The organism is Gordonia sp. G4, assembly GCF_057770005.1.
Map to the genome: position 1 here is coordinate 3830905 of NZ_CM173442.1, position 24050 is coordinate 3854954.

The 24050-nt window shown below is 69.8% G+C and carries 20 protein-coding genes and 2 pseudogenes; 12 read left to right on the forward strand and 10 right to left on the reverse strand.

The annotated features are described in order from the left end of the window. Positions 1–4: 4 nt before the first annotated feature. Positions 5–412 carry a LapA family protein gene (locus AC3B5T_RS17185; RefSeq protein ID WP_010841485.1) on the reverse strand — a complete coding sequence of 136 codons (408 nt, stop codon included), beginning with the start codon at positions 410–412 and terminating at the stop codon, positions 5–7. A 30-nt stretch (positions 413–442) separates the two neighbouring features. Here AC3B5T_RS17185 and rlmN point away from each other — a divergent pair, with 30 nt between their 5' ends. Next, a complete protein-coding gene (rlmN, locus tag AC3B5T_RS17190) occupies positions 443–1549 on the forward strand; it encodes a dual-specificity RNA methyltransferase RlmN (protein ID WP_488357777.1) in 1107 nt (368 codons plus the stop codon). Positions 1550–1625: 76 nt separating this feature from the next. Here the strand turns inward: rlmN and AC3B5T_RS17195 are convergent, their stop codons facing one another. Beyond that, a complete protein-coding gene (locus AC3B5T_RS17195; RefSeq protein ID WP_014926479.1) occupies positions 1626–1922 on the reverse strand; it encodes a DUF2631 domain-containing protein in 297 nt (98 codons plus the stop codon). A 142-nt stretch (positions 1923–2064) separates the two neighbouring features. Between AC3B5T_RS17195 and dxr the strand changes: the two genes are divergently transcribed. The 5 genes from dxr (at position 2065) to AC3B5T_RS17220 (ending at position 8558) form a co-directional block, all read left to right on the forward strand. Further along, the gene (gene dxr, locus AC3B5T_RS17200) at positions 2065–3240 is read left to right on the forward strand and encodes a 1-deoxy-D-xylulose-5-phosphate reductoisomerase (protein ID WP_488357778.1); all 1176 of its coding nucleotides are present in this window, start codon (positions 2065–2067) and stop codon (positions 3238–3240) included. Between the two features lie 51 nt (positions 3241–3291). Next, positions 3292–4518 (forward strand): M50 family metallopeptidase, encoded by a 1227-nt coding sequence (locus tag AC3B5T_RS17205; RefSeq protein WP_488357779.1) that lies wholly within the window; start codon positions 3292–3294, stop codon positions 4516–4518. Positions 4519–4603: 85 nt separating this feature from the next. Further along, positions 4604–5791 (forward strand): flavodoxin-dependent (E)-4-hydroxy-3-methylbut-2-enyl-diphosphate synthase, encoded by a 1188-nt coding sequence (gene ispG / locus AC3B5T_RS17210; protein ID WP_488357780.1) that lies wholly within the window; start codon positions 4604–4606, stop codon positions 5789–5791. Positions 5792–5822: 31 nt separating this feature from the next. Then, the gene (locus AC3B5T_RS17215) at positions 5823–6659 is read left to right on the forward strand and encodes a GNAT family N-acetyltransferase (RefSeq protein WP_010841479.1); all 837 of its coding nucleotides are present in this window, start codon (positions 5823–5825) and stop codon (positions 6657–6659) included. 57 nt (positions 6660–6716) lie between these two features. Beyond that, positions 6717–8558, forward strand: coding sequence for a penicillin-binding transpeptidase domain-containing protein (locus AC3B5T_RS17220; protein ID WP_488357781.1), 1842 nt, complete (start codon positions 6717–6719; stop codon positions 8556–8558). Here the strand turns inward: AC3B5T_RS17220 and AC3B5T_RS17225 are convergent. Genes AC3B5T_RS17225 through AC3B5T_RS17235 form a run of 3 tightly spaced genes read right to left on the reverse strand, consistent with a single transcriptional unit; the run spans position 8500 to position 11497 of the window. Then, positions 8500–9342 carry a heme ABC transporter ATP-binding protein gene (locus AC3B5T_RS17225; protein ID WP_488357782.1) on the reverse strand — a complete coding sequence of 281 codons (843 nt, stop codon included), beginning with the start codon at positions 9340–9342 and terminating at the stop codon, positions 8500–8502. The two genes, AC3B5T_RS17220 and AC3B5T_RS17225, sit on opposite strands and share 59 nt — an antisense overlap. Further along, positions 9336–10478: a FecCD family ABC transporter permease gene (locus tag AC3B5T_RS17230; RefSeq protein ID WP_488357784.1), complete on the reverse strand. Its 1143-nt coding sequence runs from the start codon at positions 10476–10478 to the stop codon at positions 9336–9338. Before AC3B5T_RS17230 ends, AC3B5T_RS17225 begins: the two co-directional genes overlap by 7 nt. Next, complete coding sequence (locus AC3B5T_RS17235; RefSeq protein WP_014926487.1) at positions 10475–11497, reverse strand: heme/hemin ABC transporter substrate-binding protein; 1023 nt, start codon at positions 11495–11497, stop codon at positions 10475–10477. The genes AC3B5T_RS17230 and AC3B5T_RS17235 overlap by 4 nt, the downstream gene beginning before the upstream one ends. 121 nt (positions 11498–11618) lie before the next feature. Between AC3B5T_RS17235 and map the strand changes: the two genes are divergently transcribed. Beyond that, on the forward strand, positions 11619–12482 hold the full coding sequence (map, locus tag AC3B5T_RS17240; protein WP_010841474.1) for a type I methionyl aminopeptidase: 864 nt from the start codon (positions 11619–11621) through the stop codon (positions 12480–12482). Positions 12483–12502: 20 nt separating this feature from the next. On the opposite strand, the gene AC3B5T_RS17245 is transcribed toward map, so the two are convergent. The 3 genes and pseudogenes from AC3B5T_RS17245 to AC3B5T_RS17255 all read right to left on the reverse strand — a co-directional run. Further along, positions 12503–13246 carry an RCC1 domain-containing protein gene (locus AC3B5T_RS17245; RefSeq protein WP_488358784.1) on the reverse strand — a complete coding sequence of 248 codons (744 nt, stop codon included), beginning with the start codon at positions 13244–13246 and terminating at the stop codon, positions 12503–12505. Positions 13247–13369: 123 nt separating this feature from the next. Continuing rightward, positions 13370–14128: pseudogene (locus AC3B5T_RS17250) on the reverse strand (hypothetical protein); the annotation flags it as partial. Then, a pseudogene (locus tag AC3B5T_RS17255) lies at positions 14122–14655 on the reverse strand (serine/threonine-protein kinase); the annotation flags it as partial. The pseudogenes AC3B5T_RS17255 and AC3B5T_RS17250, both read right to left, overlap by 7 nt. Before the next feature lie 193 nt (positions 14656–14848). Here AC3B5T_RS17255 and AC3B5T_RS17260 point away from each other — a divergent pair. Further along, positions 14849–16426, forward strand: a complete 1578-nt coding sequence (locus AC3B5T_RS17260) for a cobyric acid synthase (RefSeq protein WP_488357786.1) — start codon at positions 14849–14851, stop codon at positions 16424–16426. 56 nt (positions 16427–16482) lie between these two features. Continuing rightward, the gene (locus AC3B5T_RS17265; RefSeq protein ID WP_014926490.1) at positions 16483–17286 is read left to right on the forward strand and encodes an alpha/beta fold hydrolase; all 804 of its coding nucleotides are present in this window, start codon (positions 16483–16485) and stop codon (positions 17284–17286) included. A 17-nt stretch (positions 17287–17303) separates the two neighbouring features. Here AC3B5T_RS17265 and AC3B5T_RS17270 read toward each other — a convergent pair whose 3' ends face one another. Then, complete coding sequence (locus AC3B5T_RS17270) at positions 17304–18701, reverse strand: mycothione reductase (protein WP_488357788.1); 1398 nt, start codon at positions 18699–18701, stop codon at positions 17304–17306. Continuing rightward, the gene (locus tag AC3B5T_RS17275) at positions 18698–19726 is read right to left on the reverse strand and encodes an alpha/beta hydrolase (protein ID WP_488357790.1); all 1029 of its coding nucleotides are present in this window, start codon (positions 19724–19726) and stop codon (positions 18698–18700) included. The genes AC3B5T_RS17270 and AC3B5T_RS17275 overlap by 4 nt, the downstream gene beginning before the upstream one ends. A gap of 197 nt (positions 19727–19923) precedes the next feature. On the opposite strand from AC3B5T_RS17275, the gene mqo reads away from it, so the two are divergent. Genes mqo through AC3B5T_RS17290 form a run of 3 tightly spaced genes read left to right on the forward strand, consistent with a single transcriptional unit; the run spans position 19924 to position 24016 of the window. Next, positions 19924–21450 (forward strand): malate dehydrogenase (quinone), encoded by a 1527-nt coding sequence (mqo, locus tag AC3B5T_RS17280; protein ID WP_010841468.1) that lies wholly within the window; start codon positions 19924–19926, stop codon positions 21448–21450. Between the two features lie 47 nt (positions 21451–21497). Further along, positions 21498–22004 carry a GNAT family N-acetyltransferase gene (locus tag AC3B5T_RS17285; protein ID WP_010841467.1) on the forward strand — a complete coding sequence of 169 codons (507 nt, stop codon included), beginning with the start codon at positions 21498–21500 and terminating at the stop codon, positions 22002–22004. Then, complete coding sequence (locus AC3B5T_RS17290) at positions 22001–24016, forward strand: VWA domain-containing protein (RefSeq protein ID WP_055474803.1); 2016 nt, start codon at positions 22001–22003, stop codon at positions 24014–24016. The genes AC3B5T_RS17285 and AC3B5T_RS17290 overlap by 4 nt, the downstream gene beginning before the upstream one ends. Positions 24017–24050 lie beyond the last annotated feature (34 nt).

Genomic DNA, 24050 nt, shown 5'->3' on the forward strand with positions numbered 1-24050 from the left:
CGCGCTACTTCGCGGCCTTCTTCAGCGCACGCCGCAGCTGCAGCATCCGCAGACCGCCCACGAGCGCCACGATCAGCGCGCCGGCGATGGCCGCGATGAGCAGGCTCACCCCGAGCGGCAGATTCACTTCCCAGAACAGCAGCTCGATCTCCTGCGAGTCGAGGTTCTGCACGATGAAGACCAGGAGCAGGACGAGGATGATCGCACCGATCACCACGCCGAACCAGGTCGCCCGGGTCCGCGTGTGCTCCACATCGGCGACCGTGCGTCGGAGGCGATCGCGGTGGTCGGGGTCGGGGGAGTGCTGATCAGGTGTGTGCGGGTGGCCGGTCGCCGGTACTGGTGCCCCGGCGGGCTGTTCGCCCCACGCAGGTACCGAACCCGTGTGCCGTCGGTCCTCGGGTGTCGTCATCGCTTCATCATGACATGCGACAATGACGAAATGACCTCATTGCCACTTGTGTTCGACGCGCCCCGACGCGGGCGTCCGCCGACACACTTCGCCGACCTCGACGCCGCCGGTCGCGTCGCGGCGCTGGCCGAGCTGGGGCTGCCGAAGTTCCGGGCCGATCAGCTGGCCCGTCAGTACTACGCGCGTCTCAACGGCAACGTCGACGAGATGACCGACCTGCCCGCAGCCTCTCGCGAAGTGGTGCGGGACAAGCTCTTCCCGCAGCTGCTCACCCCGGTCCGGCACATCTCCTGCGACGACGACTCCACCCGCAAGACGCTGTGGCGTCTGCACGACGGCACCCTCCTCGAGAGCGTTCTCATGCGCTACACCGAGCGGAACACCCTGTGTATCTCGAGCCAGGCCGGATGCGGCATGGCCTGCCCGTTCTGCGCGACCGGACAGGGCGGGCTCGATCGCAACCTGTCGACCGCCGAGATCGTCGACCAGGTCCGTGCCGCGGCTCGTGCGCTGCGTGACGGCGAACTCGGCGAACCCGGGCGCCTGTCGAACGTCGTGTTCATGGGCATGGGCGAGCCGCTGGCCAACTACAAGCGCGTGGTGAACGCAGTCCGGCAGATCACCTCGCCCGCGCCGGACGGTCTCGGGATCTCGGCACGCTCGGTGACCGTGTCGACCGTCGGCCTCGCGCCGTCGATCCGTCGTCTCGCCGACGAGGGCCTCGCGGTCACCCTCGCCGTCTCGCTCCACACGCCCGACGACGAGCTGCGCGACACCCTCGTCCCGGTGAACAACCGATGGTCGGTCGACGAGGTGCTCGAGGCGGCCCGCTACTACGCCGACACCACCGGACGACGCGTCTCGATCGAGTACGCCCTCATCCGAGACGTCAACGACCAGCCCTGGCGAGCCGACCTGCTGGGGCAGAAGCTGCACCGCGCCCTCGGGTCACTGGTGCACGTGAACCTCATCCCGCTGAATCCGACGCCGGGCTCGGAATGGGACGCCAGTCCCAAACCGGTCGAACGCGAGTTCGTCCGGCGGGTCCGCGAACAGGGAGTCTCGTGCACCGTCCGCGACACGCGCGGTCAGGAGATCGCCGCCGCCTGCGGACAGCTGGCAGCCGAAGAGCGCTGAGGCACGACGAGGCAGAACGAGAAAACGCCGAGCGGATCACCGCTCGGCGTTTCTCGTGGATCTGGTGTCGTGGCGGTCAGGACCACTTTCCGCGGTTCATCCACCAGCCGCGGACCGCGAAGAACAGCGTTCCCACGGCGAAGGCGATGAGGTACAGGTCCTCGATGTGGCCGGTGTGGTTGCCGATGATCATCGCGAGCAGGAACAGCGCGAAGAAGATGGCCGCACCGTAGAAGGTCTTGGTCGCCGCACCGTGCCAGCCGAACCGGGCGGACGGGGCATCGGCGGGCTCGCGGCGCCAGCCGGTGTCGATGACCTCGACGTGGCCTCCTTCGCCATGCCCCACAGTGTGCTCCACATCGGTGCTTGCCACAGCCACTCCTCACAGCGCGGACGTCAGATGTCTGACGATCGGTAGTAGTTCTCCGAGCAGCATAGCGGCACACCGCGCCCGCGGGTCTGTCCGGTCCACCGGCGACTGCGTCCGCCGAATCGGGATGGTCCAGAATGGGTGCGTGCCCACACGTGTGCTGATCCTCGGTTCCACCGGCTCCATCGGCGTCCAGGCGCTCGAGGTGGTCGCCGAGCACCCGGACCTCTTCGAGGTGGTCGGCCTCGGCGCCGGCGGATCGCACCCCGGCCTCCTCGCCGAACAGGCCGCCGCGTTCGGCGTCCCGGCCGCGCGGATCGCCGTCGCGGATGCCGCGCGGGCACCGGAACTCTCCGAACGGCTCGGCGGCCGGGTGCTCGGCGGGCCCGACGCCATGTGCGACCTGATCGACGCGGTCGTCGCGGACACCGGGGTGGATGTGATCCTCAACGCGGTCGTCGGGTCGATCGGACTCGCGCCCAGTCTCACCGCACTCCGATCGGGTGCCCGGCTCGCGCTGGCCAACAAGGAGTCGCTCGTCGCCGGAGGCGCACTCGTCCTCGACGCTGCCGCGGCCGGGCAGATCGTGCCGGTCGACTCCGAGCACTCCGCCATCGCGCAGTGCCTGCGCGCCGGGACGGCAGCCGAGGTCGACCGGCTGGTCCTCACCGCCTCGGGTGGCCCGTTCCGGGGGTGGACCCGCGCGCAACTCGAGGACGTCACCCCCGAGCAGGCCGGCCACCATCCCACGTGGTCGATGGGTCCGATGATCACGCTCAACTCGGCGACCCTGGTCAACAAGGCGCTCGAGGTCATCGAGGCGCATCTGCTGTTCGGCGTCGACTACGACCACATCGACGTCACCGTCCACCCGCAGTCGATCGTGCACTCGATGGTGACCTTCGTCGACGGCGCGACCGTGGCCAAGGCCTCGCCGCCGTCGATGAAACTGCCCATCGCGCTGGCCCTGGGATGGCCGGACCGGGTGCCCGGTTCGTCGGCCGCATGCGACTTCTCGACCGCGTCGTCGTGGACGTTCGAGCCCGTCGACGACACAGTGTTCCCGGCGATCGAGCTGGCGCGGCGCGCGGGAAGCGCGGGGGGCAGCCTGACCGCCGTCTACAACGCGGCCAACGAGGCCGCCGCGGCCGGGTTCTTCGCGGGCGCGATCCGCTTCCCGCGCATCGTCGAGGTCATCGAGGAGGTGCTCGGCGAGGCCGATCAGTGGGCCCGGACGCCAGGTACTGTGGAAGAGGTCTTCGCCGCCGATCGGTGGGCCCGGGATAGCGCTGCGCAGCTGGTCGCGGCCGCATCCTTCTGATCGGCGGCCCTCGTGAGCGGGTACGCCCCGTGATCCGGATGGAGTAGGTACGTGAGTTTCGCGATCGGCGTGACGCTGTTTGCCGTGGCGCTGTTGCTGTCGGTCGCCTGGCATGAGTGTGGTCACATGTGGGCCGCGCAGGCGACGGGCATGAAGGTCCGACGGTACTTCGTCGGCTTCGGTCCCACGATCTGGTCCACCCGTCGAGGCGAGACCGAATACGGGATCAAGGCGCTGCCGCTGGGCGGCTTCTGCGACATCGCGGGGATGACCCCGCACGAAGAACTCGCCTGGGACGAGAAAGACCGGGCGATGTACAAGCAGAAGGCGTGGAAACGCCTCGTCGTGCTGTTCGCCGGACCGGCCCAGAACTTCATCCTCGGTTTCGTGCTGATCATCATCGTCGGACTGAGTTTCGGGTTGCCCGACCTCAGTCCGCCGCCGGTGCCCGCGCGGGTCGCCGAAACTGATTGCGTGGCGCCGACCAGTACGGTCGTCGACGGCAAACAGACGAGCGCACCGTGCGCGGGGTCCGGGCCAGCCGGCGCCGCCGGCCTCTTACCCGGCGACGACATCGTCGCCATCAACGGTCAGCCGGTCGGCCAGGCGTCGGACCTGACCCCGGTGATCCGCGAGTCGACCGGACCGGTCGCGCTGACCGTCGACCGTGATGGGCAGCGACTCGACCTGACCATGACGCCCGAGCCGACCACTGTCACCGTGAACAAGTCGGACGGCACGACGGAGACCCAGACCTACAACATGGTCGGAATCGCCTACGACGTCCCGCCGGGGATGATCCAGTACGGCGTGATCGACATCGTGCCCGGCGCGTTCGCCTTCACCGGTGACCTCATCGTCGAGACCTGGAACGCACTGCTGTCGCTGCCGTCGAAGATCGGTGACCTGTGGACGGCGGTCACCGGCGGGGAACGCGCACTCGACACCCCGGTCAGCGTCTACGGCGCGTCGGTGCTCGGCGGCCAGGCCGTCGAGCGCGGTCTGTGGGACATGTTCTGGATGCTCCTGATCAGCATCAACTTCTTCCTGGGGCTGTTCAACCTGGTGCCGTTGCTCCCGCTCGACGGCGGGCACATGGCGATCGTCGGCTACGAGAAGGGGCGCGACACCGTGCGGCGCTGGTTCGGCCGCGCCCCCGGCGGTGCCATCGACTACTACAAGCTGCTCCCGATCACCTACGCGGCGGTCGTGGTGATGGCCGGCTTCATGGTGCTCACGCTCACCGCCGACATCGTCAACCCGATCAATCCCTGGTGAACACATCCGGCGTGAGCCCGCACGACGAACACCCTGTGACCCCGCCCGACCACACCGACACTCCGATTCCCCAGAGGTGAACGAGATGAACGCCCCGACTCCCGCGAACCCCGTGCCGATCGGACTCGGCATGCCCGCCGGGCCACCCCCGGTGCTCGCCCCGCGGCGAAAGACCCGGCAGTTCTTCGTCGGCTCGGTCGGCGTCGGCAGCGACCACCCGATCTCGGTGCAGTCGATGACGACGACCAAGACCCACGACATCAACGCCACGCTCCAGCAGATCGCCGAGCTGACCGCCTCGGGATGCGACATCGTGCGCGTCGCGTGCCCCCGTCCCGAGGACGCCGAAGCGCTGCCGATCATCGCCAAGAAGTCCAAGATCCCGGTGATCGCCGACATCCACTTCCAGCCGAAGTACATCTTCGCCGCGATCGACGCCGGGTGTGCCGCGGTGCGTGTCAACCCGGGCAACATCAAGGAGTTCGACGGTCGGGTGAAGGAGGTCGCCAAGGCGGCCGGTGATGCCGGCATCCCGATCCGGATCGGTGTCAACGCCGGGTCGCTCGACAAGCGCATCCTGCAGAAGTACGGCAAGGCGACCCCCGAGGCCCTCGTCGAGTCGGCGCTCTGGGAGGCCGGGCTGTTCGAGGAACACGGCTTCGGCGACATCAAGATCTCGGTGAAACACAACGACCCGGTGATCATGGTGGAGGCCTACCGCCAGCTCGCCGCCGCCTGTGACTACCCGCTGCACCTCGGCGTCACCGAGGCCGGGCCGTCGTTCCAGGGCACGATCAAGTCCGCGGTGGCGTTCGGTGCGCTCCTCAGCGAGGGCATCGGCGACACCATCCGAGTGTCGCTGTCGGCACCGCCGGCCGAGGAGATCAAGGTCGGCGATCAGATCCTGCAGTCGCTGAACCTCCGCCCCCGCAAACTCGAGATCGTCTCCTGCCCGTCGTGCGGACGCGCCCAGGTCGACGTGTACAAACTCGCCGACGAGGTCACCGCGGGACTCGAGGGCATGGAGGTACCGCTGCGCGTCGCCGTGATGGGGTGCGTCGTCAACGGTCCCGGCGAAGCCCGGGAAGCCGACCTTGGCGTCGCATCCGGCAACGGCAAGGGTCAGATCTTCGTCAAGGGTGAGGTCATCAAGACCGTCCCCGAGGCGCAGATCGTGGAGACCTTGATCGAAGAAGCGCTGCGGATCGCCGAGGAATCAGGAGAAACTGGAGACGGTACAACTGTGGGCGCGCCCGTGGTGACCGTTTCGTAGGTCGGCGGAAACCCGGAGAGGAGGAGCGGCGTTGCTGAAGCTACTGGGCGACAAGCCGCTCGGCGCTCGTGATGCGGCTGCCGTCGAACGTGTCCTCACCTCCGACCCGGTGGCGATGTGCATGGTGGCGGCCCGATTCGAGACCCACGGGATCAACCCCCGCCTCCTCGGCGGTGAGCTGTGGACGGCGCACAATCCGGCGTCGTCGCTCTGTTTCTCCGGCGCGAATCTGATCCCGCTCGTCGGGTCGCCGGGCGATCTCGACTACTTCTCCGACCGCGCCGTCGCCGCGCCGCGGGCGTGTTCGTCGATCGTCGGCCGCGCCGAACTCGTGTTGCAGATGTGGGACCAGATCGAGCCGGTGTGGGGTCCGGCGCGAGAGGTCAGACCGGTGCAGCCGCTGCTCGCCCTCACCACCTGCTCGGCGGTACCCGCCGACCCCCTGGTGCGGCTGGTGACCCTCGACGACCTGGACGCGTACATGCCCGCGGCCATCGACATGTTCATCGGCGAGGTCGGTGTCGATCCGACGGCCGGCGACGGCGGCCGGTCCTACCGGCGTCGCCTCGCCTCGCTCATCACCGCGCAGCGGGTGTTCGCGCGGTTCGACGGCCCCGACGTGGTGTTCAAGGCCGAGATCGGCTCGCTGTCCCGCCGGGTCGGCCAGATCCAGGGTGTCTGGGTCGCTCCCGACCGTCGTGGCGAGGGGCTCGGGCTGGGCGGCACCGCCGCCGTCGCGGAGGCCGTCGCCGCGCACGGGCGTATCCCCAGTCTCTACGTGAACGGCTTCAACGTCACCGCGCGGGCAGTGTACGAGCGCATCGGATTCACCGAGGTCGGCACCTTCGCGACCGTCCTCGTCGACTGACCGCCCTGCCGCGTGGCGTCGCGGGAATCCGACCGCGCCACCCTAGACTCGACCTCGATGTGGCGCATGCGAACTCGATGGACCCCGGCGGTGATCGTCGCGCTGTGTGCTGCCGTGACGGTGGCCACGGTCGGCTGTTCGGCCTCCGAGGACGACGGCCCGCGCCGCGCCGCCGAACGCTTCCTCCAGGCCTATGCCGACCGTGAGGTCGCCTCCGCGGCCGCACTGACCGACGCCCCCGGCGTTGCGGAGTCCGCGATGGAGTCGGCCTGGGCCGGTCTGGGTGCCGAGGCGCTCGAGTCGCAGGCCGGCCGGGTTCGCGTCACCGGCGACACCGCCGAGGTGGACGTCGACTACCAGTGGGCGCTGCCGCGGGGTCGCGACTGGACCTATGACGCCACCCTGCGGATGGGCCGCTCCGACGACGGCTGGGCGGTGCGCTGGGCGTCGACGAACATCCATCCGAAACTCGGTGCGGACCAACGGCTCTCGCTCCAGATCGTCGAGGCGCCGCGCGCCACGGTCAACGAGGCCGACGGCTCGGAGGTGATGGTCAACGGCAGCGTCGTCGGCGTCAACTTCGACCCGGTCGCCGCCGCCGAACAAGGAGCGTCGATCGCCGAGTCGGTGACCGCCGCGGTGGCGGTGCTGCGCCGGTTCAGCCCGTCGCTCGACGAGCAGACGATCACCGAACAGGTCACCGCCAACCGGCAGCAGTACCCGCTCGCCCGGCTCTCGCACGAGCAGTTCGACCGACTGCGCGACCAGCTGGCGATCCCCGGCGTGGTGACCAATGAACAGGCGGAACTGGTCCCCGAGGACCCGAGATTCGCGCCCGCACTGCTGACCGAGGTCAAGAAGGTCGTCGACTCCGAGGTGTCGGGACGCGCGGGCTGGCGCGTGGTCACGGTCAATCCCAACGGCCTCGACGCCGACGTGCTCGCCGATCACGACCCCGACCCCGCGCCGGCGGTCTCGCTGAGCCTGTCCCGGACGGTGCAGAACGCGGCCCAGCGAGCGGTCAATGCCACCAACCGTTTTCAGATCGCGCTCGTGGCCGTGCAACCGTCCACCGGACGGATCCTCGCGGTTGCGCAGAATCCCGCCGCCGACCGGCAGGGTCCCATCGCGACGACCGGTCTGTACCCGCCCGGCTCGACGTTCAAGATGGTGACCGCCGCGGCCGCGATCAGCCGACGCATGGCCACCCCCGACACCCCCGTCGGATGTCCCGGTGCGATCCAGATCGGGCCGCGCCTGATCCCGAACTACGACGGTTTCTCGCTCGGCACCGTGTCGATGCTGCGAGCGTTCGCGCAGTCGTGCAACACCACGTTCGCCAAGCTCGCCAGCCAGATGGGTCCGTCGGACCTCGCGCACGCCGCGGCTGCGATGGGCATCGGACAGCAGTACGAGATCGCCGGCCTCGACGCCGTGTCCGGGTCGGTGCCGATCGAGAACGAACTCGTCGCCCGCAGTGAGGACGGCTTCGGACAGGGCAAGGTGCTCGTCTCGCCGCTGGGCCTCGCGCTCGTGGCAGCGACCGTCGCGAACGGCACCAAGGCGCCGGTGCCGCAACTCATCCTGGACAAGCCCACGAAGGTCGAGGGGCCGACGCCGACCATGGCGCCCGAGGTCTACGACCAGCTCCGCCCGATGATGCGGGCCGTGATCACGAGCGGTACGGCATCGGTGATCGACGGGCAGGGAGCGGTGTTCGGCAAGACAGGTGAGGCGGAGTTCGCCGGCGGGTCACACGCCTGGTTCGCCGGCTACCGCGGCGACATCGCCTTCGCGACCCTCGTCGTGGGTGGCGGGGACTCGAACAACGCGGTGGCCGTCACCCGCGACTTCTTCGGTGGTCTCGGACCGGGGTACGCGGTGCGCCCTCTGCCCTGACGGGCAGGACCACCCGTCGACCGGCGTGCTCGATGACCTCGACGGGGTGATCGTAGGTGCGGCTGAGCAGGTCGACGGTCATCACCTCGGACGTCGGTCCGCTCGCCAGCAACCGGCCGTCCTTCATCACGGCCACCCGGTCGGCGTAGGCCGCCGCGAGAGTCAGGTCGTGCACCACCAGCAGCACCGCGTTGCCCGCGTCGCGATGGATGCGCAGGATGTCGAGCACCTGCTCCTGGTGGTGGATGTCGAGGGCCGCGGTCGGCTCGTCGAGCATCATCACGGGAGTGTCCTGGGCGAGTGCGCGAGCCAGGGAGACGCGTGCCTGCTGGCCGCCGGAGAGCTGTCCGAACGGGCGGTCGGCGATGTCGCCGAGTTCACACAGCGCCATCGCGTCGGCGATCACGGCGGGGGAGTCGGCGGCGCGCGGTGTCCGCAGCCACGGGTACCGGCCCATCGCGACGACCTGGGCCACGGTGAAGGGCGTGTCGACCCGGTTCTGCTGCGTCACCAGGGAGCGGTGGCGCGCGAGTTCGCGCATCGAGGTCGACGTGACGTCGCGCCCGTCGACCTCGATGTGTCCCCGCTGTGGCGTGCGGGTGCCCGACAGCGCCGACAGCAGCGTCGACTTGCCACATCCGTTGGGTCCGACCAGGGCGACGAGTTCACCCGGCCCGACGTCGAGGGACACCCCGCGGACCACCTCGCGCCCGCCGAGGACGACCGAGACATCCTCTGCGCGGATGCCCAGGACCGTCGTGGCCGGGGTCTCGGCGGTCACCATCCGGCACCCGCATGACGGCTGCGACGCAGCAGGATGAAGAACACCGGACCGCCGATCAGCGACGTGAACATGCCGAGCGGGAGGTCGGCGTCACCGAGCATCGTCCGGGCGGCGAGGTCGGCGGCGGTGATGACCAGGGCCCCGCCGATGACGCTGGTGGGCAGCAGGATCGCGTGGCGCGGTCCGACGATGAGGCGCATCACGTGGGGTACCACGAGGCCGACGAAGGCGATGATCCCCGCGAAGGCGACCGCGGCGGCGGTCAACACCGCGGTCAGGACGATCGCCTGGCGACGGACGGCTTCGACGTTCACGCCGAGGGAGGCGGCCTGGATGTCGCCGAGGGCCAGCAGGTCGAGCTTGTGGACGAGGAACAGGCAGGCGGCGACACCCGCGACGACGAGTGGTGCCACGACCCAGATCTCGCTCCAGGTGCGTCCGGCGAGCGAGCCGAGCTGCCAGAAGATGATCTGCTCGCGGGCGGCGGTGGTCGCGACGAAGGTCAGGAACGCGATGATCCCGGCGGCGAACGCGTTGACGGCGATGCCGGTGAGCACGAGCATGATCGCCGACGACGAGCCGTCCCGGAGGGACAACAGGTACACCGCCGCCGCCGTGATCAGACCGAACACGAACGCGGCACCGGCGAGAGCCCAATTGCCCGCGGCGCCACCGACTCCGGCGGTCCCTCCGGCCAGCACGATCATCAGGCAGGCGCCGACCGCGGCGCCCGAGGAGACGCCGATGATGCCCGGCTCGGCCAACGGATTCGCGAGCACACCCTGGAGAAGGCAGCCCGCGGCACCGAGTGCGGCGCCGACGAACAGTCCGAGCACGATGCGGGGGAATCGCACATTCCACAGCGCGCCCTCGCCGTTCGGGTGTGACGGAAGCGGTCCCAGGTCGAGGTGGAAGTGGTGGGCGATGCTGCCGAGTACCTCGAGCGGCGGTACCGACACCTTGCCGGTGCCGGCCGACACGATGACGAGTACGACGGTGGCGACCAGCATCACGGTGACCACGGTGAGGTCGCGGACCCGATGCGGTGTGTCACCGGGGGAGGGGAAGGCCGTCGACGCGGTGGTCGGTTCGGTCGCCGGCGCTGTCGTCGTCCGGGTGGGTGCCGGGTCGGTCATGCGTAGATCGACCTCGCGAGGGCGCCGAGCACGAGTCCGACCTCGGGTCCGAACGCCAGGATCTGGGTCTCGTCCATCTGGACGACCCGTGAGTTGCGGCCGGCTTCGGTGTCGGCCACACCCGGCAACGTCAGGACCCCAGCGGGTCCGCCGACCGTCGCCGCGCCCTGGGTCATCACGAGGATGACGTCCGGGTCGGCGGTGATCATGGCCTCGGCGCTGATCGCGGTGAACGCGCCGGTGAGATCGGCAGCCGCACCGGCATCCCGGCCGCCGAGCGCCTCGATCAGGTCGTCGGCGCCCGATCCGGGCCCGGCCAGCAGCAGCAGGTTGCGTCCACGGATGTAGAGGAACGCCATCGTGGGATCTCCGGACGGGTCCGGCACCAGTTCGCGCGCTTCCTCGATCTGGGCGTCGGTCCGGGCGACGAGCTTCTCGCCCGCGTCGGGGACACCGAGCGCGGCGGCGACCGAGCGCATCAGGGTGTCGTTCGACTCGAGATCGCGGGCGGCCGGGAAGACCACAACGGCGACCCCGGAGTCGCGGATCTGGTCGACCGCGGTGGTCGGCACGGTCGACTCGCTGACGAGCAGCACGCTCGGGTCGAGTGCGAGAACGGATTCCGCGTTGAGGCTGTGTCCGCGGTTGGTGACCACCGGCAGCGACCTCGCCGAGGGAAAGGCGGTGGATGTGTCGCGCCCCACCACGCGGGACCCGAGTCCGAGGGCGTACACGATGTTGCCGAGGGTCCCGTTGATGTCGACGGCGATGATCCGGTCGGCGTCGCCGACGGTCACGTCGCCGTACCGGAGTGAGTCGACGGTGGCGGGCAGCCGAGGGGCGGGATTCTCGACGACGGGGGTGACGTCGGACTCCGCGAGTGTGGCGGTCTGCGGACCGGAGCGCAGCGACGCACCCGGCGAGTGCCGGTCCTGCTCGATCGGGGTGACGAAGCATGCCGACAGGCTCAGGACGGTCAGCACCATCACGAGCGCCGCCCGCAACCCCCTGGTCCGCACCGCGTCACCACCTCCATCGTCGGCCCGACGCCGCCGTCGGCTCCTCCCGGCGAGCTTAATGGCGATCGGTCCGTGGTCCGCCCACGGGCCTCGGCGCGACGGGCAGCGATAGTCTGGACGCATGCCAGTTCGTAGTGCCCTCACGCCGGGGATCGTGTCGCCCATCCGGTCCGTGCCCGACTCCATCGAACGTCCCGAGTACGTGTGGAAGCCGACGGTCGACGAAGGGCACGAACCCTGGGTGCAGACGGCCGAGACCATCGAGAAGATGCGCATCGCGAGCAAGATCGCGGCCAACGCGCTCGCCGAGGCGGGCAAGGCCGTCGCCCCGGGCGTGACCACCGATGAACTCGACGCGATCGCGCACGAGTACATGATCGATCACGGCGCGTACCCGTCGACCTTGGGCTACAAGGACTTCCCGAAGTCGTGCTGCACGTCGCTCAACGAGGTCATCTGCCACGGCATCCCGGACTCGACCGTGATCGAGGACGGGGACATCGTCAACATCGACGTCACCGCCTACATCCACGGTGTGCACGGTGACACCAACGCGACCTTCCTCGCCGGCGACGTCGACCAGGAGGCCGTCGATCTCGTCGAACGGACCCGGATCGCGACCGAACGGGCCATCAAGGCCGTGAAGCCGGGCCGCGAGCTGAATGTCGTCGGACGGGTCATCGAGTCCTACGCAAATCGTTTCGGCTACACGGTCGTGCGCGATTTCACCGGCCACGGCATCGGTGAGACTTTTCACAACGGGCTGATCGTGCTGCACTACGACGAGCCGAACGTCGACACGGTCCTCGAACCGGGGATGGTGTTCACCATCGAGCCGATGATCAACCTCGGCGCGCTGCCATGGGAGATGTGGGACGACGGCTGGACCGTCGTGACCGCCGACCGCCGGTGGACCGCGCAGTTCGAGCACACCCTCGTCGTCACCGACGACGGAGCCGAGGTCCTCACCCTTCCCGACAACTGAGAGGTCAGGCCGACCAGGAGTCAGGCGGGGAACCGGACGGGCTGCGGTTCGCTGCTCGTCGTGGTCGTCCCGTTGCCGAGCTGACCCTTCCCGTTGAGGCCCCAGCAGTACATCTCGTCGTCGGCGACGGCGCACACGTTCGCCGACCCGGTGGTGACCTCGGTGACCCCGGACAGGCCGTTGACGCGGTCCGGGCTCTTGTCGGGCTGATCGCTGCGCGAACCCCAGCAATAGGCGGAACTGCCGGCGGCGGCGCATCCGCCGTACGCCGCGGTCGACACCTCGGTGGCCCCGCGGACGTCGATCCGGGTCGGGGTCCGCCGGTTCTGCTCGGTGCCGTCGCCGAGCTGGCCGCTGGTGTTCTGGCCCCAGCAGAACACGCCGCCGGAGCCGGCCACCGCACATGTCGAGTAGAGGCTCGCACTGATCGACGTCGGCGAATCGAGACCGAGAACCCGCGTCGGGGTCAGGCGGTCGATCGTGGTGCCGTCACCGATCTGGCCTTCCCGGTTGTTGCCCCAGCAGTACGCGGAGCCGCCGGCGATCGCACAGCTGGTGGTGTGCGAGGTGGAGACAGCGGTCACGTCCGTCAACCCGGCGACGCGGGTCGGCACGTCCACCGAGCCGGTGCTGCCGTTACCCACCTGCCCGCTGGCGTTGTTGCGCCAGCAGTAGGCGTCGCCGTCGCTGATCGCGCAGATCGTCAACCCGACCGACACCGCCGACACCCGTGACAGGCCGGTCACCTTCGTCGGGAGCGGCACGTTCTGGCCCGGCTGTCCGACACCGTAGCCCCAGCAGTAGAGGTCGCCGGAACTGATCGCGCAGGTGGTTCCGAGACCGCCCATGCTGACCGCGGACACATCGGAGATGCCGGTGATCGCGACGGGCCGCGGGCGGTCGGTGGTCGTGCCGTCGCCCAGCGTGCCCCGCTCGTTGCCGCCCCAGCAGTACAGCCGGCCGTCGCGTACCGCGCACGTGCTGTCCCCGCTGGACGCGATGGAATCGAAGGTGCCGCTGCCGGCCGGGGAACCGGACGCGCTGGGCCCCGACGTCGACGACCCGGCGACCGTCGTCGGGGAATCCGACTCCGATCCGCCGAGGGCGATGGCGGCTCCGACGACCCCGACGACGAGGACGATGACACCGAGGACCGCGGCGATGATCCATGCGGTCCGCGAGCCGGCTCCCCGTTGCCCGGGGCCGGGCCCATGCGGTCCGGTCGGATGGCCGAGACGCGGGCCGCCGGGACCGTAGGCGGGGAACGGTGCGTACTGACCGCCGCCGGGCGGTGGGGCCCGGTGGGCAGCGGCGGGGTGTACCGGCGCGTGCTGGGTGGGCGGATGCTGGGTGGGGGAAGCTGCTGGGGGCGACCCGGGGGCTGGTGCTGCCCGAACGGCGGCGTGGACGCCGTCGGTGCGGTCTCGACGGCCCGGGCGAGGGCAGCGGCGAACTCGGAACAGGACGAGAACCGGTCGGCGGGGTTCTTGGCGAGGGCGCGGGCGAACACCGGATCCAGATATTCGAGATCGGGTCGACGCCCGGATATCCGCGGTGGGGGTGCGTTGACGTGGCCGGCGATCAACGCCATCGGGGTCTGGCCGGGGAAGGGTTGTGATCCGGTGAGCAGCTGGAAGGTGGTGCACGCGAGCGCGTACTGGTCCGACGCCGGTATGGCCGCCTCGCCGGTGAGGATCTCGGGTGCGGCATAGGCGAGGGTGCCGACGAACAGATTGGTGGCGGTCATCTTGGCGCCGTCCATCAGGCGGGCGATGCCGAAGTCGAGCACGGTGACCCGCGTGATCCTGCCGTCGGACCCCCGCGCGATCACGATGTTCGCGGGTTTGATGTCGCGGTGGATGACGCGCTGTGTGTGCGCGTAGTCGAGGGCATCGGCGACCTTGCCGACGATGGTCACCACATCCGCGACCGGCAGGATCGGTACGGCGGTGAGGTCGTCGCCGTCGAGGTAGGTCATCGAGAACCACGGACTGCCGTTCTCCACGCCGTGCGTGTAGACCGTCACGATGCCGGGATGATCGAGTGCCGCCGCGGTGCGGGCCTCGTTGCGGAACCGCTCGGCGAAGCTGGGGTCGGCGGGATTGGGCGAGATGATCTTGAGTGCCTCGCGCCGGCCAAGGGTCGGATGTTCGACGAGCCAGACCTGTCCCATGCCGCCGTGCCCGAGCAGCGAGAGAACGCGATACCCGGCGAACACGGATCCGGGCTTCACGACCTCCACGTCCGACGACCCCCCATTGCTGTGCACGACTGCTGACCCCTTCGATGGGCCACTGTATCCAGCGCCACCGCGCCGCGAGGCGAACGGTGCGCCGTGTGAACGACGCCACCACTAGGCTGTCCGGGTGGACGCAGTCGGTGGCGCAGTGCTCGTGGGCGGTACGAGCAGCGATGCCGGGAAGAGCCTGATCGTCGCCGGGCTGTGCCGGGCGCTGCACCGAACCGGCGTGCGCGTCGCGCCGTTCAAGGCGCAGAACATGTCGAACAACTCGGTGGTCACCCTCGACGGCGGCGAGATCGGTCGCGCGCAGGCGTTGCAGGCCTTCGCGTGCGGACTCGAGCCGTCCACCCGGTTCAACCCGGTGTTGCTGAAGCCGGGCAGCGACCGCCGCTCGCACGTCATCCTGCGCGGCCGCCCGGCCGGCGACGTCGGGGCCGCCGACTATCTGCAGTGGCGGGCACGACTGCGTGCCGTCGTCGCCGACGAACTGGCCGGTCTGCGACGCGATTTCGACGTGGTCATCTGTGAGGGTGCGGGCTCGGTCGCGGAGATCAACCTGCGCGCCAACGACATCGCCAATCTCGGTCTCGCACAGGCGGCTCGACTTCCGGTGTTGCTGGTGACCGACATCGACCGGGGTGGCTCGCTGGCACACCTGTTCGGGACCACCGCGGTTCTCGACGACGCCGACCAGCGCCTGATCGCCGGGTACGTGATCAACAAGTTCCGCGGCGACCCCTCGATCCTCGAACCGGGGCTCCGCCAGGTGGAGGCGATCACGGGACGGCCGACGCTCGGTGTCGTGCCGTTCGCCGACGACCTGTGGCTCGACGCCGAGGACTCCCTCGCCGCACCCGTCGGCCGACGCGTCGGGCCACCGCGCTCGTTCACCGAGTCCGGCCCGACGGTGGGCGCCCGGTTGCGTGTTGCGGCCATCCGGCTGCCGCGGATATCGAACTCGACCGACGTCGAGGCGCTGGCCTGCGAACCCGGTGTCGACGTCACCTGGGTCGACGACCCGGCCGGGGTGGCGGCCGCCGACCTCGTCGTCGTGCCCGGTACCCGGGCCACCGTCGCCGACCTCGACTGGGTCCGGGCGCGCGGCATCGGGGAGGCGCTGACCGAACGCGCCGCCCGCGGACGTCCGATCGTCGCCGTCTGCGGCGGATTCCAGATGCTCGGCCGAACACTCGACGACCGGGTCGAATCCGGTCGCGGGCGTGTGCCCGGGCTGGGGTTGTTCGACCTCGACATCGAGTTCGACGCCGACAAGACCGTGCGGCAGGTCACCGGCGCCGGCGGATCGGCCGGTGACCCGGCGTCCGCGGTCGCGGTCGCGATCAGCGGCTACGAGATCCATCACGGACGGGTGACCCGCTCGGCGGAGGACACGTGGATCGTCGACGACCGGCACGGACCGGAGGGCGCGATCCGGGGGGCCCTACGGGGTACGCACTGGCACGGATTGCTGGCGTGCAACGACTTCCGTCGCCGTCTCCTCACCGACGTGGCGACCGAGGCCGGGGTGCGCGGGTTCCGCGTGGCACCGGACACCGATGTCGACGCCGAACGTCGCCGGCAGGTCGACCAGATGGCCGACCTCGTCACCGAACATCTCGACCTCGACGCCGTGACGCGTCTCATCGAACAAGGGCCGCCGCGCAATCCGCCGATCATCCGGCACCACCTCGATGCTCTGTAGGCGCTGCGATCCTGCGAACGGGTTATCGTTGCCCAATGACTGAAGATCACCGTCAGGTGACCGTGAACGGCCTCACCTTCGACGTCCGGATCGGGGGGCCGGAGGCCGGCCCGTGGGTTCTGTTGCTGCACGGCTTCCCGGTGAACGGAAGCTGCTATGACCAGGTTCTGCCGCGCCTGCACGAGTCGGGCCTGCGCACCCTCGTGATCGACCAGCGCGGGTACAGCCCGGGCGCGCGGCCGTCCCAGGTGGACGACTACCACCTCACCCACCTCGTCTCCGATGCGATCGGCGTGCTCGACGCGCTCGGCATCGGCTACGCGATCCTCGTCGGACACGACTGGGGCGGCATCCTCGCGTGGCATCTCGCCGGGAAGTACCCCGACCGGTTCACCGGACTCGTCGTCGGGAGCACCGGGCATCCGTCGGCGATGCGCGACGCGCTCGCCGGCAGCGACCAGCGCGAACGCTCCTCGTACATCCTCGATTTCGTCGCCGACGGGGCAGAGGAGAAGCTCCTCGCCGACGACGGTGCGCAGCTGCGGGCCGTGGGGATCACCGAGGACGAGCTCGCCCCGCTGCGGGAGCCCGGCGCCCTGACCGCGGCGCTGAACTGGTACCGCGCGAACTTCACCGGCGACATCAAGGCGACGATGGCCTGCCCGCCGGTGGAGATCCCGACGACGCTGCTGTGGAGCGACGCCGACACCGCGCTGGGTCGCGAACAGGCGCAGGGGAGCGGGCGGTACGTCTACGGCGACTTCCGTTTCTGCGAACTCGCCGGCGTGGACCACTGGATTCCGCAGCACGCCGCTCCGGCCCTCGCCAGCGAGATCGCCCTGCGCTCAACCATTTTCTGAGGGTCTCGCCGGCGCCGTCAGATCTCCAGGCCGAGCAGCGCGTTCTCGAGGACCTCGGGCATCGCCGGGTGGATCCAGTACTGCCCGCGGGCCAGCTCGTGTGCGGTCTGTCCGAAGTGCATCGCCTGGATGACCGGCTGGATGACGGTGGGTGCCTGCGGACCGATGAGGTGTGCGCCCAGCAGCCGGCCGGTGCCGCGCTCGGCGATCAGCTTGCAGAATCCGGTGGTGTCCTCCATGGCCCAGCCGTAGGCGACGTCGCCGTAGGCCTGGACCTTGACGGCGATGTCGAGGCCGGCGTCGAGCGCCTGGGCCTCGGTCAGCCCCACCGACGCGATCTGCGGGTGGGTGAACACCGCGGCCGGTACGAACCGATGGTCGAAGGAGTCCAGATCGGTTGCGTCCCAACCCTTCAGGAGGTTGGCCTGGACGACCCGCTGCTCGTGGTTGGCGACGTGCTTGAGCTGGTAGGGCGAGCTGACGTCGCCGAGGGTCCACACGCCGCGGGCGGCGGTGCGGCCGTGTGCATCGCAGCGCACGCGGCCCTCCTCGTCGAGTTCGATGCCGACGGAACCGAGGTTGAGCCGGTCGCCGTTGGGCCGGCGGCCCGTCGCGACCAGGAGTACGTCGGCCTCGAGTGAGGTGCCGTCGGAAAGCCCCACGCGGACACCGCCGTCGGGCAGGTCCTCGGCGTCGGTGATCGTGGTCTCCAGGCGCACGTCCCACTTCTCCCCGGCCACCTGGGTGAAGCGGTTGGAGATGTCGGCGTCCTGCTTGCCCAGCAATGCCGGTCCACGCGCGATGACCGTCACGCGGGAACCCAGCGCGCCGAAGACATGCGCGAATTCCGCGGCGATGTAACCGCTTCCGGCGATGATCAGGCGTTCGGGCAGCTCGGCGAGACGCATCACGTCGTTGTTGGTGTAGTAGGTGACGCCCGAGTCGGCGATGACCTGGGGGATGACCGCGCGCGAGCCGGCCGCCAGCACCACCTCGGCGGCGAGGACCGTGTCGCCGTCCCTCGTGACCAGCCGGTACCGGCCGTCGTCGTCCCGCCCGTCGAACTCCACATGGGAGTCGTAGACGGTGATGTTGTCGCAGCGGTCGACCCGGTACTCCTTGCCGCCCTGCGACAACGGGTCGATGCGGCCGAACACGCGGTCGACGATGCCCGGCCAGTCGACCGAGTCGACCTTGGCGTGAACGCCCAGGCGCGCGCCGTGAGTGGCGATCTCGGCCACCTCGGACGCGTAGACGAACATCTTGGTCGGGATGCAGCCCACGTTGAGGCAGGTGCCGCCGTAGACGCCCTCCTCGAAGATCGCGAGGGTCTTGTCCGCGAACCGGTCGTCGGGGATGGCGTTGCCGCTCCCGGAGCCGATGATGGCCAGGTCGACGACCTGTGTGGCGGTCATGGGGGATTCTCGCTTTCGGTTGAGAGGACGGCGGACAGCCAGTGGTCGACCTCGCGGTAGGCGTGCTCACGAGCATGCGCGACGGAGAGGAATACGTCATGCCGGGCGTCGGGGATCGGCACCGCGGTCACCCGGCCGCCGAGACAACCGCTCCAGCGCGCGATGTGGGTGACGTCGAGGACGGCATCGGCATGATCGGTGGACGGGGAGTAGGTCTTGGCGAAATGCGTTTTGTCCGAACGTAATACAAGGGCGGGGACGCCGACGTCGATACCGTGGTGCAGGCGGCGCTGGCCGCTGCGCACCGCGTCGAGGAAACCGAAGGTGACCGGGAATCCGCCGAGCGGTTTCGCCGACAGGTCATAGTTCCACTCGCCGTGGGCGCTGTCGTGCAGGCTCTCGCCGTAGGCCTGCGAGAGTTCTTTCGGGATCACCCTTGTCGGCGCGACGGCGGCGACCGCCTTGATCAGCAGTGTGACCGGCAGCGTGCGCAGGACCGCGTCGCCCTGCAGGTCGAACCACGGCGAGTTGAGCAGGAGTCCGTCGACCGCGGCGTGCAGGGCCGGCTCGCGCTGCCGCAACCGGTCGAGCCAGAGCGCGGTGACGAGGCCGCCGGTCGAGTGGCCGGCCACCACGACCCGGCAGTCAGGGCCCACCTCGTCGAGGATGATCCGCAACGAGGCGTTGAGCTCCTCGTCGTACATCGCGAGGTCGGTGGTGAAGTGCGGGGTGTGGTGCGACTGCCGCGAACGTCCGCATTTCCGGAGATCGACGGCATAGAACGCGTAACCGCGGTCGACGAAGAAATCGGCGAGCGGCTCGTGGAAGAAGTAATCGGTGAAGCCGTGGACGTAGAGCACCGCGCCGCGTGCGGGTGACGTCTCGGCGCGGCGCACCAGGGTCGCGGTGACCGGCGACTCGCCGTCGGGGTCGGGTCCCAGCGGGAGCACGCGTTGCCGGTAGGCGTCGAGGAATCGGTCGGGCCGCCAGTCGGCGGCGGCGGATACGCTCACGCCAGCCAGCATAGTGACAGGTCACCGACTGCCCAGGTGTCGTGCAGCACACAGTTGCGCAGGTCGATTCTGTCGGGGGACGTGCCATGCTGGACAATGGCGGTTGAGAAGGATCGGGTGAGAAGTGCCCGGTCGAGAAGGTGCCATCCGGGACGACGTGCCGCGACGAACTCAGGTCACAGTGTCCCACCAGGTGAAGTGGAGTCCAGGTGTCGAAAACGGAGATCACGACCGACGTCGCGTTGGTGGGTGCGGGAATCATGAGTGCCACGCTGGGAGCGCTGCTCCGGCAGCTCCAGCCCGACTGGTCGATCAGCCTGTTCGAGCAGCTCGACGCGGCCGCCGCGGAGAGCAGCGACCCGTGGAACAACGCCGGCACCGGCCATTCGGCGCTGTGCGAGCTCAACTACACGCCGAAGACGGCCGACGGTGACGTCAACATCGACAAGGCGCTCACCATCAACGAGCAGTTCCAGGTGTCGCGCCAGTTCTGGGCCCACGCGGTCGACAGCGGCATCCTCGGTGACCCGTCGGAGTTCATCAACCCGATCCCGCACGTCGCCTTCACCCACGGCGCGGAGGGGCAGAAGTACCTCCGCAAGCGCTACGACAACCTCGCCTCGCAGACCCTGTTCGAGGGCATGGAGTTCATCGACGACCCAGCCGAGTTCAGCGAGCGGCTGCCGCTGATGTCCCACGGACGCGACTTCGCCGACCCGGTCGCACTGAACTGGTTCGACCAGGGCACCGACGTCGACTTCGGCGCACTGACCCAGCAGCTCCTCAACTACGTCGCGCAGGGCGCCGACATCTACTTCGGCCACTCGGTCACCAACCTGTCCAAGCAGTCCGACGGCAGCTGGATCGTGAAGGTCCGCAACGGGCGGACCGGCCAGAAGCTGTCCGTGCACGCGAAGTTCGTGTTCGTCGGCGCCGGCGGTGGTGCACTGCACCTGCTGCAGAAGTCGGGGATCAAAGAAGCCAAGGGGTTCGGCGGATTCCCGGTCTCCGGTGAGTTCTTCCGCTGCACGAATCCCGACCTCGTCGCCGAGCACCACGCGAAGGTCTACGGACAGGCCGCCGTCGGTGCGCCGCCGATGTCGGTGCCCCACCTCGACACCCGCGTCATCAACCACAAGCCCGGCCTGCTGTTCGGTCCGTACGCCGGCTGGTCGCCCAAATTCCTCAAGAGCGGCAAGATCACCGATCTGCCCGCGTCGATCAAGCCGGGCAACCTGCTCCCGATGATGTCGATCGCGCCGAAGGAGTTCGGCCTGCTCAAGTACCTCATCAGCGAGCTCGCCGCCGGCCCCGCCGACCGGGTCAAGACGCTGTCGGAATTCGTCCCCCGCGCGCTCGGCGCCGACTGGGAGCTCATCACCGCCGGACAGCGCGTACAGGTCATCCGCAAGACCGGCGTCGGTGGGCAGCTCGAGTTCGGCACCGCGGTCGTGGCGGCCGGTGACGGCACGATCGCCGGCCTCCTGGGGGCGTCGCCCGGCGCCTCGACCGCCGTCCCGGCGATGCTCTCGGTGCTCGAGCAGTGCTTCCCCGAGGAGTACGCGGGCTGGACGTCGAAGCTGTCCGGGATCATCCCGTCCTTCGGCCAGAAACTGAACGGCAACCGGGACCTGTACCGCCAGGTCTGGGACTGGACGAACAAGTCGCTGCAGCTGACCGAGCGCAACGAGACCCCCGCCGAGACCGGCCGGCTCGCGCCCGCCACCGCCGGCTGATCTCTCGGGAGATGAAGTCCGGCCGCGTTGTGTGCTAACCACGACACATGATCTCCGTACCGCGGGTGCATCGCGCCCAGGCCGATGACATCGATGCAGCCACGCTGTATCGGATCCTGCGGCTCCGGGTCGAGGTCTTCGTCGTCGAGCAGGCGTGTCCGTACCCCGAGCTCGACGGACGCGACCTCGAGCCGACCACGAGACAGTTCTGGATCACCGACGGTGCAGACCCGCCCGAGGGTGCCGGAGAGGACGCGACCGACGGGGCGGGTACGGTCCTGGCCACGCTGCGACTGCTCGAGGAACCCCAGACCGACGGCGGGCAGGTCTTCCGGATCGGGCGGGTCTGCACCGAGCGGAACCATCGGGGCCGCGGTCTCGTGGCGACCCTCATGACCGCTGCGCTCGACGAGGTCGGGGACCGCCCGTGCCGGATCGAGGCCCAGACCTACCTCACCGAGATGTACGGCAAGTTCGGCTTCGCCCGCGACGGCGACGACTACCTCGAGGACGGAATTCCCCACGTGTCGATGCTCCGCGCCGGGTCGCGATGACCACCCTCGGTGAACTCCCGGCCCCCGCCGATCTGGCTGCCGACGTGCGCTACCCGTTCAGTGCGGTCGTCGGCCAGGAGCAGCTCAAGCTCGCGCTCATCCTCTCGGCCATCTCGCCGGGTATCGGCGGAGTCCTGATCCGCGGCGAGAAGGGCACCGCGAAGTCGACGATCGTGCGCGGCCTGGGTCCGTTGCTCAGCGTGCCCGGGTCGGTGGACGACACGGCAGGCCGCGTCGTGGAACTGCCGATCGGGGCGACCGAGGACCGCGTGATCGGCTCGCTGGACCTCACCTCGGTCCTTCGGGACGGCCGCGCGGAGTTCACCCCCGGCCTGCTCGCCCGGGCGCACCGCGGGGTCCTCTACATCGACGAGGTCAACCTGCTCGCCGACCACCTCGTGGACGTCCTGCTGGATGCCGCGGCGAGCGGGCGGGTCACCATCGAACGCGACGGTGTGTCGCACACCCAGGCGGCCGATTTCGTGCTCGTCGGGACCATGAACCCCGAAGAGGGCGAGCTCCGCCCGCAGCTGCTCGACCGGTTCGGGCTCGCCGTCGACGTGGCGGCCGGACGCGAGGTCGACGAACGCGTCGAGGTGGTGCGCCGGCGGATGGCCTACGACGCCGATCCGGAGTCGTTCGTCGCCGCCCACGCCGCCGCCGAACACGAACTGACGCAACGCATCGCGACGGCGCGCGCCGCCGTGGGCACCGTCGAGCTCCCGGACCGGGAACTGCGCCGGATCGCCGGCATCTGCGCCCACCTCGACGTCGACGGACTCCGCGGCGACATCGTCGTGGCGCGGACCGCGCTCGCCCACGCCGCCTGGCGCGGAGCAGTTGTCGTCGAAGACGTCGACGTCCGGGCGGCGGTGGAGCTGGCACTGCCACACCGGCGCCGCCGCAACCCGTTCGACGAGTCGGGACTCAGCTCCGACCAGCTCGACGAGGCGATGTCGGCGGGTGAGGACGCGGCCGGGCCCGACTCACCCGACGACGACCCGGGACCGCCGGAGACGCCACCGCCCGGTGGCGGGGGCGATCCGCCGGCGTCCGAGCCGAACGACACCGCCACGGCTCCCGGCGCAGCACACGACACCGACACCGCCGAGGATCCCGGCACCGCGCCCGAGACCGGCGACGGCGAGGTCCCGCAGACCGCCCCCGGCCCCGCGTTCGGCTCCGCGTCTGTTCCGACCGGTCGTCGGATGCCGACCCTGCGGGTCGACGGACTCGGCGACGGGGATCCGGGCCGTCGCTCGAAGGCGCGCAGCCGTCGTGGGCACACCACCCATGCCGTCGACTTCGACGCCGAACGACCGGTCCATCTGTTCGGCACCGTGCTCGCCGCTGCCGGCCGGGCGACACGGGGCGACGACGGGCGGCCGGGCGGCCTGCGTATCGCGGCGCCGGATCTGCGGTCGGCGCAACGGATCGGCCAGGAGTCCAACCTGGTCGTCTTCGTCGTCGACCTCAGCGGTTCGATGACCGCGCGGCGTCGTCTGGCCGCGGTCTCCGAGCTGTGCGTGGAGATGCTGCGTGACTCCTACACCCGCCGCGACCGCGTCGCCGTGGTCGTCGCGCGGGGTTCCGCCGCGACACTGGCGGTGCCGCCCACCAAATCCGTCGAGATCGCGGTGCGTCGCCTCGAAGAGATCCGTACCGGTGGCCGCACGCCGCTCGGCGAGGGCCTGCAACTGGCCGCCGACGTGGTGGAGCGGTGTCGACGCGCGGAGCCCGACCGCCGGCCGTTGCTGGTGGTCCTCACCGACGGACGGGCCACCTCCGGGCGCGACGCCTCGGGTCGCAGCGCGATGGCACGCGCCCGGCAGGCCGCGGACGGCATCCGCCGCCGCGGGATCGGGTCCGTGGTCGTCGACTGCGAGCAGGGCATGGTCCGGCTCGGACTCGCCGGCGATCTGGCGGCTCACCTCGGTGCCGACCTGATCCCCATGGACGAGCTGTCGGCCACCGCCCTCACCGGACCGGCACCCGCACGCGGGGCGGCCTGAGCCCTCCGTCCGGGACCGACCCGCCCACCCGTCA